This window comes from Paenibacillus sp. FSL R10-2778, assembly GCF_038593035.1.
Taxonomy (GTDB): Bacteria; Bacillota; Bacilli; order Paenibacillales; family Paenibacillaceae; genus Paenibacillus_AQ; species Paenibacillus_AQ odorifer.
This window is the reverse complement of record NZ_CP151956.1, coordinates 6,416,488-6,433,003: the sequence shown is the minus strand read 5'-3', so window position 1 is coordinate 6,433,003 and position 16,516 is coordinate 6,416,488. Positions and strand designations below refer to the sequence as shown.

Sequence of the window (16,516 nt, the reverse complement as noted above, 5' to 3'; positions counted from 1 at the left end):
AATCTCGCCTCAGACCTTTATAGGTGTCAGGCGGGATTTTTTTTATTATCTAAATGAACTATGACTGGATTAGCAGTGTTCTTTACGGTTATCCTTAGGTTAGGGATAGGAGGGTTCGTAGGTATGAACAGAAAGCAAATCCTAGACGAGCTTAGATCGGAATTAAAAGTAGGCAATCATATTATTGGAGTAGCCACCGGTGCTGGTATAACGGCAAAGTATGCGAAGCAGGGTGGAGCTGATTTCATTCTGATGTTAAACTCGGGTAAATTTCGCCAGATGGGGAGGAGCTCTCTCGCTGGTATTTTACCATTTTGTAATAGCAATGATATGGTGATGGACTTTGCATCTAGAGAGATCATACCGTTGGTCAGAGATATCCCTATTATTTTTGGCCTCAATGCAACTGATCCGACCAAAGATATGGAATCCTATATAAGTGAAATAAAGAATAGAGGCTTTGCCGGCATTAATAATTACCCCACGGTGGGTTTAATAGATGGTCAATTTGGAGAAGCGCTCGAAGAAGAGGGGAATGGTTATCTACTTGAAGTAGAAGCCATAAGAATAGCCCATGAGAAGGATTTGTTTACCATTGCTTTTGTATTTGACGAAATCCAGGCAGCACAGATGATTGAGGCTGGAGCGGATATTATTTGTGCACATCTAGGTCTAACAGAAGGCGGGTTATTAGGCGCTAAAAAAGTATTCTCTCTGGAAGCTGCCAAGGTTAAAGCGGACAAGATATTTAATACATGCAATGAGCTAAAGCCAGATTTAATTAAGCTGGTTTACGGTGGTCCGGTGAAAACGCCAATTGATGTGCAATATATGTACAGCAATAATCAAAACTTGATGGGATATATCGGAGGCTCTGCTTTTGAAAGAATTCCCTCGGAGAAGTCCATTACGAATATAACCAAAGCTTTTAAAGTGTCGGGGACGCTGGATGAAGATGATTTTATGGTCAAAATGTTAGACGGCATCACAAAGCACTATGATTATGTTGAATTTGTAAAAGAATACGTAGCTCAAAATTATAGGAATGAGATCTTGTTTGCAGATTTAGCTAAGGTGGCACATGTATCCCGAAGTTACTTGAGTAGTTTGTTCACCAAAAAAGTAGGCTGCAGCTTCCAAACGTATCTCGTGCAATTTCGGATGGATAAGGCGGCGGAAATATTACATAGAGACCCTATCCAGTTATCTGAGCTAGCGCCATTAGTTGGATACCAGGATTATGCGCAGTTTAGCAAAATGTTCAAGAAGTATAAAGGGTTCTCTCCAAAACAATATAAATCTAACATAAACACAAAAACATAAGACATAAAAGCGTTTTCATCCATAAATCAAAGAAGTATGATTAACTCATAAGTTGATCATGCTTTTTTTGTTGTAGATATTTGAAGAGGAGGTTGAAGAAATGAAGACGATTGCTATTGCCGGAACTTTTGACACCAAGGGTGAAGAATATCTCTACATTAAAAATTTACTGGAAAGCTTGGAGCTGGGTACATTTACAATTCATACAGGTGTGTTTGAGCCCACTTTTACACCGGATATCTCTAATAGAGAAGTAGCAGCAGCCGCGGGTGTAAGTATAGATGAGCTCGTTGCCAAAAAAGATAGAGCACTAGCAACAGAATTATTAGCCAAAGGTATGGAAAAATTAGTACCTGAATTATATAAGCAAGGCAAATTTGATGGAATTATCTCCTTTGGGGGCACTGGAGGCACTTCACTTGTAACCCCGGGTATGCGGGCATTACCTATTGGTGTACCTAAAGTGATGGTTTCGACCGTAGCTTCAGGAAATACTGCTCCATATGTAGGCACTAGTGATATTGTCATGATGCCATCCGTAGTGGATGTTGCCGGACTAAACTCTATTTCAACAAAGATTTTTACCAATGCAGCTTTCGCCATCGCCGGTATGCTTAAATTTGAGAATAAACAAGTGATAGAGAAAAAACCATTAGTAGCTACAACAATGTTTGGGGTAACAACCCCCTGTGTAACGGCGGCCCGTAACTATCTTGAGGCTAGAGGATATGAAGTGCTTGTATTCCATGCAACAGGGGTAGGTGGCCAGTCCATGGAAGCGCTAATCGAGGCTGGTTTTATTGAAGGTGTATTGGATCTGACCACAACAGAATGGGCGGACGAAATTATTGGCGGCGTGCTGAATGCTGGACCTCATCGGTTAGAAGCTGCTGGTAAACATCATATTCCACAGGTTGTCTCGGTAGGCGCGCTTGATATGTGCAACTTTGGTCCTTATGATACGGTACCAGCGAAATTTGCTGGGCATAAGTTTTATAAACACAATCCAACAGTTACTCTGATGAGAACAACGGTAGAAGAAAATGAAGCCATCGGCAAAAAGCTTGTCGAGAAATTAAATATGGCCAAAGAGAAAACGGTGTTAATGCTGCCGCTTAAAGGGATATCTGGGATTGATGTTGCAGGGGAAGCTTTTTATGGGGTAGAGGAAGATCAAATGTTATTTGATACCTTAAGAAATGGTGTAAACAGAAATGTTGTCGAGGTTATCGAAATGGATTGTGCCATTAATGATATGGAGTTTGCAGAAGCAGCAGCGCAGAAGCTAATAGATCTCATGAGCAAATAAGGCTTTTATAAGATAAATAAATATTTAAATGGAGGCGTTACACATGAACAAAAATACAAGAACTGAAATCATGGCGAAGTTTAGAGAAGAAGTGGCAAATGGAAAGATTCTTTTAGGCGTGGGAGCCGGCACTGGAATTACTGCAAAAAGCAGCGAAGCTGGCGGAGCAGATATGCTGATTGTTTATAATTCAGGAAGATACAGAATGGCAGGCCGTGGATCACTGGCAGGGTTATTATCTTATGGGGATGCCAACCAAATTGTAGTCGAAATGGGCTCGGAAGTATTGCCTGTTGTTAAAAACACCCCTGTATTGGCAGGCGTATGCGGAACGGACCCTTTTAGAGTAATGGAAGTTTATTTAAAACAACTTAAGGAACAAGGTTTTAGCGGCGTGCAAAACTTCCCAACCGTAGGTTTGATCGATGGCGTGTTCAGACAGAATCTAGAAGAGACCGGCATGGGATATGGTTTAGAAGTAGATATGATTAGAGCTGCGCATGAATTGGATATGCTCACCACTCCTTATGTATTTGATCCTGAGCAAGCAAAAGCCATGGCAGAAGCCGGCGCAGATATTTTGGTGGCACATATGGGCTTGACTACCAAAGGTACAATTGGAGCTAAGACCGCTCTGACATTGGATGATTGTGTAGAAAGAATCGAAGCGATTATTAAAGCAGGGAAAGCAGTAAATCCAGATATTATGGTGATTTGTCACGGTGGACCGATTGCAGAGCCGGAAGATGCGGCGTACGTAATTGAACGGACAGAAGGCATAGACGGATTCTTTGGTGCATCGAGTATTGAAAGATTTGCTGCTGAAAAAGGAATCACAGAACAGACTGGATTATTTAAAAATATCACCAAACAAGCATAATTGCCTTCGGCGTCCTTATAATTAAAAAGAACCCTCCGAAGAGGGCAATCTGAGTAGAACAGATATTAAGATGCAGCTTATGGCTGCATCTTTTTGTTGTCTATTAGGTACAGCTAGTTACTTTTTAAAGGTAGCCATGCCAGCACATCGCGGATTTTGGCATCCCAGTATCCCCATTCATGTGTCCCCGGACCTTCTTCATAGGTTAAAGAAAGTGAGGTTGCCTGGCAGGCATCGCGGAATCTCAAGTTATCGGTATATAGGAAATCCTCTGTGCCACAGCATTGATACAACGCTGGTTTTGGTCCCGTGGAGCGGTTCACTTCCTCAAGCAGCCAAAGAAGGTCTTCCGGCGTTCCGGCGGTATCTTCTTTTCCGAAGATCATTTCGTATTCTTTACTTTTAGTGGTAGCACCTTCCCCGTTCAAGAAATTATGCGCCATATCAAGTGCTCCAGACAAACTCGCTGCCGCTGCAAAAGACTCGGGTTTACGCAGTCCCAGCTTAATTGCTCCATAACCACCCATCGACAACCCGGCTACAAAGTTCTCCTCGCGTTTATCGGAAAGCGGGAAAAATGAGCGCGCCAGCATCGGCAACTCCTCACTAATGAAGGTCCAATAACGGCCTCCCATCGCCATATCTGTGTAGAAACTGCGGTGCACATTCGGCATTACCACAGCTATCCCCATCTCCGCTACATACCGTTCTATGGAAGTCCGGCGCAGCCAGATCGAATCATCGTCAGACAAGCCATGCAGTAAATACAAAGTAGGGTGAAGATCACCTCTTGTTACATTACTCATCCCGATTTGTGTAGTTGTTTTTTGCGGCAAAATTACAGTCATTGAGGTATTCAAACCTAGTACTTCAGAATAAAATTTGCACTCTATTAAAGCCATTTCATTCATCTCCTCTCTTTCCAAATCATAGCATAGACCTAAAGTGAGAGATATTGTAGAAATATCTGAATTATAAGGGTTTTGAGGATTGCTGTAGCTGGATATGAGAGAATATAATGGAAGTAGAAAATTTAGGAAAAACGTGCAAATACGAAAAGTATTTTCATAGGCGAGAGGCGGAAAGTAGGATGAAACCGGGCCTAAAGCAGGAAAAAGGATTTACATTAATCGAAGTGCTGGCAGCTATAGTTATTTTATCGATAGTTTCACTGGTGCTTACGTCTTACTTTACTAACGCCATGAGTTACTCTAAATCGAACCAGAACAAAACGATTATGGTCAATCTGGCGCGAAACGCGCTGTTTTATGTGGAGAAGCAGGATTTTGAGGCGATGAAGGAATTTTTTATAAAGCAGAATCATGATGCGATAGAGGCGGCGAAATGCCAAAAGGATACGGATGATTCTCTGAAATGTGAGGATTACAAGGGGCTTGTTCAGGATACAGAAATCTTAAACCAGGTTTTGAATCCTGCAATAAATGGTGTGAACTATCAGATAGATATTAAATATCAGCGTAATCTACATAACCAAAGCTTGGAATCTAGTGATCTGGAGAAACAAAATATGGCAGTATATTTGTTACCTGTGTTGGTTAAAGTCAGCAGAGTGGATTCTTCTGGCGGACCTGAAAGTGAACCTGTTGTGGAGGGATATATTACCGATGAGAAAATTCGTTAATCTTCTTCGCAGAGAAGGCGGCTTTACCTTAGTGGAGCTAATTGTGGCACTATCGTTGTTTACAGTTGCAGCGGGAATTATTTCGGGGATAACAATGCTGGGCTTACGAAGCTATCATAAAATATCGATTGAAAACTCATTACGAGACGAAGGTGATTTGTTAATGTCGGCGATTATAACGGAGTTGTATACATTTGCTCCTGAGAAGGTCACTCCAACTATTCTCAAAAATGATGCAGGGACTATTATTGATAGCTACATTACGTTAGAACGTCAGGATGGAACTAAGTCTCAGATTCGTATTGTTAATGGTGCTCTTACAATAGCAAATCCTGATGTAGTCGATCCACCAGTAGATGCAAGAACTGAGACGATATCTAAATTAGAACAGGGTTCTGCTATAACTTTAGAGTGTCAGAATAGCATCCCTTGTGATAGCGGCTTGATATCTATAGATTTATCGCTAGTTCAGAGCTACGACGGAAGGGATTACCCATTGGAGTTGAAAAGTAAATTCGGATTCTAGGAGGAGCAGGAGGGATGAAGAATAATGAAAGAGGCTCAGCTCTAGTATTAGTTATGTTTGTTGCTCTTCTACTTACTATACTCGGAGTAGCTGTACTCGGGGCAACGATGGGTGGCGCACAACGAACGGAGACAAGGGAAAACGACGTGCAGAGCCTGCATCTGGCTCAAAAGGGGCTCGATGAAGCAGCGGCATACATACAGACGAAGTTGGACGGGCGTACGGATATTGACCCTGATCATATGGAAGATGAGATTAAAAGTATTGTTAGTGAGGTGACCACCAAAGTTGTCGGCGTTAACAATGGCGTAAGTACGGGATTATCTGGAGCTGGCGGTACGATCAAAAGTATCACTTATGAGAAGCAGGATAAGCAAAAATATTATGTAGATATTGAAGCACAAGCCACAGTTAATGGCGTCATCAGACAGCTGAGACAAAAGATTGTCATTGATACCTATCCTGATTTTCTTAAATATGCTTTTGGATCGGAAAAAGTATTAACATTAAACGGAGCACCTGGTCTACATGGCAATATATATGCGGGTGAAGAACTAAACATCAGCGATACGGCTGTTTATACGTATAAGAAAGTGAAAGATCTTAAAGAAAAGACTCAATATCCTAAAGTAGAATTACTAAAAGACTCTGCCAGTCCAGCATCTACGGAACCTCTTCCTGAGGTGCATGTGCAATCACTTGAAAGTATTAAATATTCCGGAAATGGAATTATTAACGCAGCAGTAAATAAAAACAATGCCTCAATTATTCTTCCTAACATACTGGGAGTTAATAAAGAGCAGGTGTTTATCAAACCGCAAAAAAAGTTCGTGCAGATTAATGTGCTGGAATCGTTTCTTGATAAAGTGGAGGAAGCGACAGGGTTGACCGGGAAAAGGTCTGAACTTGAGCAAGCTATTGTGGAAGGAAGATTGGGTAATTACTTAAGTGCAACAGCATTGGATAGATTACCCGATGAGAATCCACCCTACACTGAGCCAGTACTTGAAGATAATCCCACAAAAGAAGAAAAGGATAAGTACGAACTAGAGTACAGCCAATACTTAGAACAATTGAGCATATATCAGAATTCCTTGTTGGATAAGGATTTGAATAATTCTACTGTTTATAACAGTAATCTGCTTATCGATGGAATTGATTACAAACAGTTAAAGTTTAGTGATGAAGCCAAAACAGGTAATCCTTCTAATAAGCCCAAATGGTTTATTGTTAATGGTGATCTGGAGGTAAATAACTATAGTCCAGATATAACTAAATTTTTGGAGATTCAAGCTAATATTCTAGTTACAGGTAATGTTACTATTAAAGGACAGGTGAAATTCAACTCTACTATGTTTGTTTTAGGAGAAACGAAAGTCGAGGACGCCGTGATCCAAGGTTTAAGTAGTAAGGAGTTAGTCCTCATATCTCAAGGAGATGTGCTCATTAACCGAATTGATACTTTTACTAATCCACCTAAGAAAAAAGTTGAGCAGGATTCATTTTATATGAAAGCTTTTTTTTACACGGATAGTGACGCTGATTTGTACGGAGTGGGGTCAATCTTTTGGTTAAATGGTGGCTTCTTTGCCAAAGGGAATCTTACAGTAAACGCAGTACTAGGAGGAGTAACTGAGCCCTTAGATCCGGCTCTCGGCTTTAATTTTGAAAATCAGGATGCGGATCGATATAATTTGGGTCACCGTTTTCAGATTCAATATAATCAGGATGTTTTTACTCATCAGCAGTCTAGCCTCCCGCGTGTGCAGCAGGTGAATGTAACTGTAGGCCCTCTGGAGCTTGTGAGTCATTGAGACCAATTGAAAAAGGGTATCCTTAAGCGAGTGCTTAGGGATACCCTTTTTTTCGTTGGAAGTTTCTTATTTTTAAATGTAAAGATTAGTAACGATCGTCATTCTGGGGTGCTACAACCTTAACTGTAATATCTGCTTCTGCTGTTGTGCCTGTGCTTCCGGTATAAGTAACTGTAATGGTGGTTGATCCCTTTTTGACACCTGTAACAATTCCTCTGCTATCAATATTGGTTCCATTATCGACACTGGCGATTCCAGAATTGTCGCTTACCCAACTCAAGTTACCTTTGATTTGCTCGATCGAGATGGAGGTAGGGAATGCCCATAAAATATTGGTTAACGGGAAAGTATGGCCCACTTCAATAGTAATGGACTGTTCTTTAAATCTTAACCCTTTCAAAGCATCAACGATGTTAACCTCGTGTGTTGAAGTCATATCTTTGAATGAAACCTCAATTAGCAGTCCTTCTTTAGCGGTATCACCAGCCGTCAATTTAGCGGTTGAGCCATCACTAGAAGGCGTAAGAGTAGCAATATGATCATTCGTAATAGTGTCATCCGTAATATTTTTATCCGTTGATTTCACGAATCTCCATCTTAGCGTTGCTGGATCAGCATCCGTAGGATTTCTACTTGCGCTTAGGTCGATTTGTCCTCCTATCAATACCGTTGTTGGACCTGTAATCGACAATGAGGTTAGTGGGTTAGTAACTGTTATGGTTTTCTCTTGGGTAATTGGAACCGGGTTACTTGAATTTACAGTAAGACTTACTAGGTAAGTTCCTGACTGCGTCGCACTGAAAATCTTTTCGGTATCATCACCGGGATACTCTGGATTGGTATTAATTACAGCAGTGCTTGCCCCAGAGGTAATGTTTTTAACGGACCAGATATAGGTTATGTTGGTCTCAGGTTCTTTACTGTCTTGGACGTACGAGGCACTTAACGTAATGGATTCATAGATTCTCGCTGTTTCATATCCTTTAATTGATAGAGAACGAGAATTACGTTCTTCTACAGTTATGAATGCAGTACCAGTAACTTCGCTACCATCAAGAGCCTTAACAGTGACTTGTGCTGTTCCTTTGGCCAACCCGATAATATCGCCACTGCTGGAGTCTATTTGTACAACTGAAGCATTACTAGTTGTCCAGAGGAATGTAGAATTACTTAAATCAGAAGGCGTAACTATTGGAATTAGTCGAATCTTATCTCCTACATAAATAGCTTTGTCATCCAATTGCAGGGTTTTAATTTTATATTCGGCTGTAAAAGTTAAAGTCTCAAACGAAACCGTAGTCCGTGCTAAATTAGTCGATGAAGGATCTGTTGGGATTGGAACAGGTAGCGGATAGATTTCCGCTGGTAAGCTACCGGTAAAAGGGAAATGGTATAAAGTGGCACTACTCATATTCATTGAAGCTCCAATGATTGTTCCATACACCTGTCCTCCATCAAAGTTTATAGTAGATCGTGGTGCCAGAATGGTTCCGTATACGTTGGCTTGGGAAATTAGCAAAGGCTTGGCGTTAGGGAAGTTGTATAGCACACGGCTACCGTCGCTCCCCAGTGGGAAATGTAAGAATGGTTCACTGTTACTGTCTTGTTGTACATTAACAATTACCGTTGATCCTTGCGGAACCTTAAGCTCGGAACTGTTAAGCGTATTTAACGCTGAACTAGAAATATTAACAATATTGATATCTGAGTTACCTGTGACCGTAAGTTTTCCGTATTCATGAGTCGCCGTGGCATTGGAAGGCAACTTGGCAATAGCATCAGAGAGTCCAAGGAGATAACTCTCTTGCTTGTTGAAATCGAGAAGTTCTCCGTAATTGATGGTACCATTTTGGATAGAACCAGGACGTTGGTCTTTAACGGTGCCTTTAACCATTAGGTTTCCGTAAACTGTTCCTTCAGGAAGGGAAACATCTCCGCCCGTGACAATACCATATGGCACTTGGTCTTTAAATTGTTCATTTACTGTAATACCCGCGTTGTTGAAGTTGACTGTTCCCCCGGAAGCCAGTGGTCCCTTGATAGTGCCTCCACGAAGTGAAGTGGTATGAAGGATAAATGCGTTGTATTTACCTAAGATTCCTAGAGGTGGCAATGTGGCATGAATATCGACATAACTAAGTTTGGAATCATTTAAAATATAGGTTTGGGTCTCGGTCGGTTTAACTGTGATTTGGAACGTTATAGGCTGTTCAGAGTCTGGTTTATAGATTTGGGCGCCGTTCACCGTTTTCAGTGAATAGGTTATGTTATTTAGATTGCGTGTCAATCTAAACCCACTGGTTGCATTTCCAGTGACTATCGTACCGGCTGGTAATTCTCCTGAAATCTCCAGGTTAGGTGGGAGATTCTCGGTAAATACAATATCCGATATTAATTGTGTGTTAGAGGTCTGGTTGACCGTGCCGACTTTATCAAACGGTACAGATTTTGGGGTGATGGAATAACTAAGAGTGACCGGTTCTCCCTTTTCTATTTTGCCATTCACAACATTCTGAGAGAGAGATCGTGTTACACTCAAATTGGTGTTCGACGGCAGGACATTTACTCTGAGCGTTTTAATTGAGAGCGCCCCATTTTGATCCCAAGCTTTAATTTCGATGTCGAGTAGACCTCCGTTAGGAAGCGGATTGTCAACTGTTCTATATATATTTTGACCGGACTTGATGTCCATCTTGCTTATTTCATTCATAGGAAAGTATGTGTTCCCTGATTTGAAACGGACTTCAGTTGTTAGATCACGATCGTTAAAGTCCAGATCAGTTACTGTATAGTCGACAAGGAGTGTTTTTTGATAAGACGGAATCGATGAATCATTAGCCGGCGTATGCACGGTAATCTCTGGAGCATGATTGGCACCAATAAAAGCACGATACATAGTATTAACGAACAATTGTTGTTCCCAGACAGGGAATTTCTTTAGATTGGCTGGAATATCACTTACTCCAAAAAAGTGACCTGTACCTGAATAGGTAATATTTCCCTTGGAATATGTGTAATATTGATTCCAGCTATCCTCGGTATCACGTTGGTATTGATTATATTCTCCATTTGGTTTTATCCTCGTACCTGATGCTTCACTTTGAATGTTATACCAAGATACTACTTCAGGATCTTCCAGATTAAGTGTGAAGTACTGGTTATGTGTTGGTGCAATTTGTGGTGTGGAAATATCGATTTGCTGGTTGCTGTCGTCCCTCTTGCTTAGATAAAAAGGATATTGCATCAAAAGCCCGTCATTCACCGGCTTAACCTTGGTGGAAAGATTGATGGCATTATGGCCTAAGTTGGTCTCAGGATTCACCTGACCAGTAATCCCCATGAAATTATTGATCCAGTTCTTTTTATTTGCATCTAAATTAATGATGGTATCGTGAGTGAACAAGGCGCTTTGCTTGAAAGTACCAGTAAATTGTGTAATAGCGTTAATCGCATTAGTGTTTAAATTAGATTTTTTGTAGTATTCGTCTACAAATCCAAAGATGAGCATGTCATAGGTGCCATTTAATCCGTAACTATGTGTTGCAGCATAGCTGTCATCAACATATTTTTTAAATTCAGTCATCGTTTTGATTTTTATATCGAGCTTATAGTCAGATGTATCGAGAAAATTTGGATTCATATTACTAGTGTCTAGGAGGCTGCTTTCCGTTAGAGTGTCAGGCATAATCTGAAGAATATTTACTATGGTTTTCTCGCCACGGTAACGAATTACACCGCTGTCGAAGTCTTTTAATTGTCTACTGTGATAATCATTAACTTCTAGCTTCCAGTAGAGCAACCCAGAGTATGTTTTTGGCAGAGTGTATTCAATAGTTCCGCTGGACGTACTAATCTCAGTTTCAGCAACGACCTGTTCTTCTCCCATTTTGATGGATTTATCAAGACCAACGTACAGTTTGACTGAGAGTGGAGCACTATTTTGTGTAGAGGGTGTGGTGACATTGAAATTAAAAGAAAGCTTCTCCCCAGGAACATAGATTTTGCTGTTAGTTGCATTAGGGTCATAGTTGGGAATTCTATTCGTAATTTGTAGACGAGGGCGTTTCTTCAAGTCGCTTATGTATTTGGAGTCTTGTTTTTTTAAATCGGCAAAAATATCCGCCAGTTCACTGTCATCTACAAACTTAACATTTGGGTTGGAGGTGGAAAGACGATAACTGTTAAAAGAGCTGTACAGTATACCTTGCTCAGTTTGAGGTTTTGCATCTTTGTCTTTAAAGGGCTGGCTATGAAAAAAAACATATAATCCCTTGTTGATAAATTCCTTCGTAATTTGATCAGCCTTCAGATGAGTAATGTCATTCTTCATACTTTTGGTATTAAGGGCCTTAGCTCTATTTTCCTCCGAGGCGGGTTGTTGATTACTTACCTGTGCAGGATTGTAAGTCCCCTTCCCGATATATACCGCATCATATCTCCCGTCCAGATCATCCCGCAGCGCCACAAAGCGCTTCATACTCATCGTGTCGATGGTAAGGTTAGATATTCCCGTTTTTAGAGACGCAAGCTCACTAACCCCACTCTCTGTAACCTCCAGCATACGAATTTGGTATTCATTAGAACTGGCATCGACATTCATAAAGTGATTTTTGATTGGCAGAACAAGCAGAAGGAGAAGCAGGGTAGTTACTGTAAAAATAAAAACTTTTTTGTTGCTGGCAAGTTTCATTGTCATCTCTCCCTGATTGTTAACTATTGGCAGATATGGTCGTATTCCGTCTCGTATATGCTAGATTCCGACAGCCTTTTTCATTCCGTGTCGTTGTAAAATTATCCAATCTATGTTATATACATTCTAGGACATTCAGCATTGATAGACAACATAAATCTATTGAAATATACCTATTAAATTATAACTAAAGTCCTAGTTAGATTGAAAAATACTCAAAATTGACAAAATTATGGAAGGTCTATTTATGGTAATTATATCTTTCGTTTTTGAGCGAATTTTGCTGGCAGTTTGATTTCTATTTCTATAAAAAATATCCATTATTTCAGCCGGCATAATAACGGCATACGGAGATGAATAGACTTGGCTATCGCGAAAAAGAGACTGGGCGACTTGCTGGTAGAAAATAATATTATTTCGCAGGACCAGTTGCTTGAGGCTCTCGCGGAACAGCGTAAGAGTAAACGTAAGCTCGGCGATCTGCTAATCTCTCAAGGTTATATCACGGAGCAGCAGCTGATTGAAGTGCTTGAATTTCAACTCGGCATCCCGCATGTCAGTTTATTTAAATACCAGATAGATCCCGCAATCACGCAGATTATCCCTGAAAGTATGGCTAAGCGATATCAGGTGCTTCCATTCTTAAAAGAGGGTGGTAAGCTGATGGTTGCGATGGCGGATCCGCTGGATTATTTTGCGATAGAAGATTTACGAATGAGTACTGGTTTTCGGATCGAACCCGCTATTTCTACGAGAGATGAGCTGCAGCGGGCGATTGCGCGTCACTATGGCATGCGCGATTCTATGAATCAGATGCTGGTAGAACTTCCGACACAGGAAGAAATAGAGGAGACCGAGATTACAGATGAGGACTCTCCAATCGTACGTTTGGTCAACCAGATGATTCAGCAGGCAGTTGCCCTGCGGGCGTCTGATATACATATGGATCCAGGTGAAAATAATTTAACCATCCGCTACCGCATTGACGGAACCTTACGGACAGAGCGGATTATTCCTAAGCAGATGCAGGGCTTTATCACCGCCCGTCTGAAAATAATGGCCCGCCTGAATATCGCAGAACGGCGTTTGCCGCAGGACGGGCGGATCAAAATGCAGTTCGATTACAAAATGGTAGATATTCGTGTGTCTTCATTACCAACGATGCACGGAGAGAAGATTGTGCTGCGGCTGCTAGATTTAAGCACAGGGGTCAAATCCGTAGATGCTTTGGGATTCAGTGAGGGGAATGCAGAAGCTTTTAAGGAGATGATAGCTCGTCCTTATGGGATTTTGCTAATCACGGGCCCTACAGGTAGCGGAAAAACAACAACTTTATATTCAGCGTTAAATCAACTTAATGTAGAAAGCGCAAATATTATCACAGTCGAAGATCCAGTGGAATACCAGCTTGAAGGAGTAAATCAGGTGCACGTAAACTCGGCTATTGGACTAACCTTTGCAGCTGGGCTACGTTCGATTCTTCGACAAGATCCGAATATCGTAATGGTCGGTGAGATACGGGATGCTGAAACTGCTGAAATTGCTGTTCGCGCCTCATTAACGGGTCATCTAGTGTTGTCTACTTTACATACAAACGATGCGATTAGCTCCGTCTCCCGATTGCGGGATATGGGGGTAGAACCTTATTTGATCGCTTCTTCGCTGATTGGTGTGGTAGCACAGCGGCTGGTGCGCAAAATTTGCACTGACTGCAAAGAAACCTACAAACCATCTGAACAGGAAGCAATTATGCTACGTAGCCTAGGACTACCTGCGGAAGAGTTACAGCGTGGACGCGGCTGTGGTAGCTGTAACAATTCTGGCTATCGTGGACGAATAGCGATTCATGAAGTACTCAGTATTGATGATCACTTACGGCAGCTCATTACAAACACTGGCTCAGTAGAGGAACTGCGTGCAGCAGGTAAAGCGCGAGGGCTTGTTCAACTGATGGATGACGGACTACTCAAGGTCAGTCAAGGAATTACAACGCTTCAAGAAGTCATGCGCGAGACGGTCTCACATTAGAGGTTAACAGCGATTTAGCATTCTAACTTAGGGGGAGCGGCTAATGCCAACGTATACGCGGGATATTAGACAACTATTACAAACGGCTTACTCCTCCAAAGCTTCTGACTTACATATTTCCGTAGGATCACCGCCGGTTATTCGGATGGATGGAAAGCTGCACTCGCTTGAGGGTGAGTCCGTGGTTGCTGAAGAAGCGGCAGATATGGCCAAAATGCTACTTGGTAGTGAACGAATTGAAGCATTTCGGAATGCGGGCGAGTTGGATTTTTCATATCCGCTTGATGGTGGGGTAAGATTCCGGGTGAACGTTTATCGTCAGCGGGGCGAGGTTAGTATCGCCGCCCGGGCCATTCCTGCAGAGATTCCGAGTCTGGAACAGTTGTCGATGCCTTCGATTTTAACTACTTTGTCGCTTAAGCCACAAGGTCTAATTTTGGTTACAGGACCCACAGGCAGCGGCAAATCTTCTACGCTTGCAGCTATGCTGAATTATATTAACCAGACGGAGAGCAAGCATATAGTGACGTTGGAAGATCCGATAGAATTTCTACATCACCATGGAACCTGTCTAGTAGATCAACGTGAAGTGGGAAGTGATACGGCTAGTTTTGCTAATGGATTACGTGCTGCCTTACGTCAGGACCCGGATGTTATTCTCGTTGGTGAGATGCGGGATTTGGAGACCATTTCAGCAGCGGTTACGGCCGCAGAGACAGGCCATCTTGTGATGGCAACTTTACACACAACAGACGCACCACAGACGATTGACCGAATTATCGACGCTTTTCCGGGCCATCAGCAGGGACAGATTCGTTCACAACTAGCATCAGTGCTGCTGGCAGTAGTCAGTCAGCGGTTGTTCCCAAGGGCTGGAGGTCGGGGGCGATTATGCGCAACGGAAATTTTGGTCAATACACCAGCCGTAGCCAATCTTATTCGTACCGAAAAAACACATCAGATCAAAAATGTGATGCAAACCGGACGCTCACAAGGCATGCACACCTTGGACATGAGCATCCGTGACTATTTATCGCAGGGGCTTATTGATCCAACAGCAGCTAAGGCGTTTATGGCGGAGGTGAGCAGCTGATGCCTCTTTTTGAATATCAGGTGAAGACATCCGCAGGCAAATCTATCAAAGGAAAACTAACGGCAACCGATAAACCTACGGCGATGGAGGAGCTACGCAAGCGGGGACTTACGGTATTTTCACTGATTGAACGCAAAACCACAATTTTATCGATGGACATTTATATTGGTAATCCCGTTAAGCCGCTTCATTTCATCATTTATTGCAGGCAGTTTGCCACGCTTATGCGGGCGGGGGTATCGATTGTGGATGCAACGCGTATTTTGGCAGAGCAGACCGAGAGTAAGCCACTGCGCAAAGCGTTAGTAGATGTTAACTCTAGCCTGATGCGGGGGATATCGTTCTCACAAGCTGTTCAGGATCATAAAAAGATCTTCCCGCAGCTATTTGTCAGCATGATCCGTGCCGGTGAGGAATCTGGTGATATTGAGGGGACGTTGGACAGGTTGGCAATGTTTTTTGAGAAACAGCACACCACGACAGAGAAGATAAAATCAGCGCTTACGTACCCGATTACCGTAGGGGTTATGGCGATTGCCGCGGTTATCTATCTACTTTGGGCGATTGTGCCGCAGTTTGTAACGATGTTTGAATCGATGGATGCCGAGCTTCCGGCAATTACACAGATGGTCTTGGCACTTAGCAAAAGCATTCAAGGTCAATGGTATTTCTGGATACTCGGAGTACTTCTCCTAGTGATAGCTTTTCAGATTACAAAACGTACGGAAAAGGGTGCTTACGCCCTTGATTATGCCAAGTTAAAAATTCCTGTGTTCGGCAAGCTGAATCAAAAAGGCTCGATTGCTCAGTTTACGCGCACTTTTTCTTCTCTTTATGCCAGCTCTGTACCGATCCTACAGTCCTTGGTGATTGTTGAGGAGGTAGCAGGAAATAAGGTCATCGGGAAATTCATCCGTAGTGCAGGGGATTCGCTGAGACAAGGAAATCCACTATCTGAGCCGCTAAAAAAAGCCTGGGTCTTCCCGCCACTAGTTACGCAGATGATAGCGATTGGCGAAGAGACAGGGGCGCTCGACACGATGTTGTCCAAGGTAGCTGATTTTTATGAAATGGACGTGGAGAATACCGTTGACCGTCTGAAATCGCTGCTTGAACCACTATTGATCGCTTTTCTAGCCGCAGTTGTAGGTGTCATTGTGGCCGCCATTATGCTGCCGATGTTCAGTCTGTACGGTAATATGTGAACCTCT

11 protein-coding genes are annotated in these 16,516 nt (G+C 42.3%); 9 read left to right on the top strand and 2 right to left on the bottom strand.

Going from position 1 to position 16,516, the window contains the following annotated elements:
• Window positions 1–123 precede the first annotated feature (123 nt).
• The 3 genes from NST40_RS28870 to NST40_RS28860 all read left to right on the top strand — a co-directional run bounded on the left by NST40_RS28870 (window position 124) and on the right by NST40_RS28860 (window position 3,512).
• On the top strand, window positions 124–1,323 hold the full coding sequence (locus tag NST40_RS28870; RefSeq protein ID WP_340011492.1) for a phosphoenolpyruvate hydrolase family protein: 1,200 nt from the start codon (window positions 124–126) through the stop codon (window positions 1,321–1,323).
• A 100-nt stretch (window positions 1,324–1,423) separates the two neighbouring features.
• Window positions 1,424–2,632: a Tm-1-like ATP-binding domain-containing protein gene (locus tag NST40_RS28865; protein WP_339188727.1), complete on the top strand. Its 1,209-nt coding sequence runs from the start codon at window positions 1,424–1,426 to the stop codon at window positions 2,630–2,632.
• A gap of 43 nt (window positions 2,633–2,675) precedes the next feature.
• On the top strand, window positions 2,676–3,512 hold the full coding sequence (locus NST40_RS28860) for a phosphoenolpyruvate hydrolase family protein (protein WP_038573568.1): 837 nt from the start codon (window positions 2,676–2,678) through the stop codon (window positions 3,510–3,512).
• Window positions 3,513–3,625: 113 nt separating this feature from the next.
• Here NST40_RS28860 and NST40_RS28855 read toward each other — a convergent pair whose 3' ends face one another.
• On the bottom strand, window positions 3,626–4,414 hold the full coding sequence (locus tag NST40_RS28855; protein WP_076123851.1) for an alpha/beta hydrolase family protein: 789 nt from the start codon (window positions 4,412–4,414) through the stop codon (window positions 3,626–3,628).
• Between the two features lie 188 nt (window positions 4,415–4,602).
• Between NST40_RS28855 and NST40_RS28850 the strand changes: the two genes are divergently transcribed.
• From NST40_RS28850 to NST40_RS28840, 3 genes are read left to right on the top strand one after another with little or no spacing between them, the layout of a single operon-like run.
• Window positions 4,603–5,154, top strand: a complete 552-nt coding sequence (locus NST40_RS28850; RefSeq protein ID WP_342410247.1) for a type II secretion system protein — start codon at window positions 4,603–4,605, stop codon at window positions 5,152–5,154.
• On the top strand, window positions 5,138–5,680 hold the full coding sequence (locus NST40_RS28845; protein WP_038573563.1) for a prepilin-type N-terminal cleavage/methylation domain-containing protein: 543 nt from the start codon (window positions 5,138–5,140) through the stop codon (window positions 5,678–5,680). Before NST40_RS28850 ends, NST40_RS28845 begins: the two co-directional genes overlap by 17 nt.
• Window positions 5,681–5,694: 14 nt before the next feature.
• On the top strand, window positions 5,695–7,494 hold the full coding sequence (locus NST40_RS28840) for a hypothetical protein (RefSeq protein WP_076140747.1): 1,800 nt from the start codon (window positions 5,695–5,697) through the stop codon (window positions 7,492–7,494).
• A gap of 85 nt (window positions 7,495–7,579) precedes the next feature.
• On the opposite strand, the gene NST40_RS28835 is transcribed toward NST40_RS28840, so the two are convergent.
• Entirely contained in the window at window positions 7,580–12,184 is a 4,605-nt protein-coding gene (locus NST40_RS28835; protein WP_342410246.1) for a DUF5057 domain-containing protein, read from the bottom strand.
• 363 nt (window positions 12,185–12,547) lie between these two features.
• Between NST40_RS28835 and NST40_RS28830 the strand changes: the two genes are divergently transcribed.
• From NST40_RS28830 to NST40_RS28820, 3 genes are read left to right on the top strand one after another with little or no spacing between them, the layout of a single operon-like run.
• Window positions 12,548–14,212, top strand: coding sequence for an ATPase, T2SS/T4P/T4SS family (locus NST40_RS28830; protein WP_342410245.1), 1,665 nt, complete (start codon window positions 12,548–12,550; stop codon window positions 14,210–14,212).
• 43 nt (window positions 14,213–14,255) lie between these two features.
• Window positions 14,256–15,305, top strand: coding sequence for a type IV pilus twitching motility protein PilT (locus tag NST40_RS28825; RefSeq protein ID WP_342410244.1), 1,050 nt, complete (start codon window positions 14,256–14,258; stop codon window positions 15,303–15,305).
• Window positions 15,305–16,510, top strand: a complete 1,206-nt coding sequence (locus tag NST40_RS28820; RefSeq protein ID WP_036678542.1) for a type II secretion system F family protein — start codon at window positions 15,305–15,307, stop codon at window positions 16,508–16,510. The genes NST40_RS28825 and NST40_RS28820 overlap by 1 nt, the downstream gene beginning before the upstream one ends.
• Window positions 16,511–16,516 lie beyond the last annotated feature (6 nt).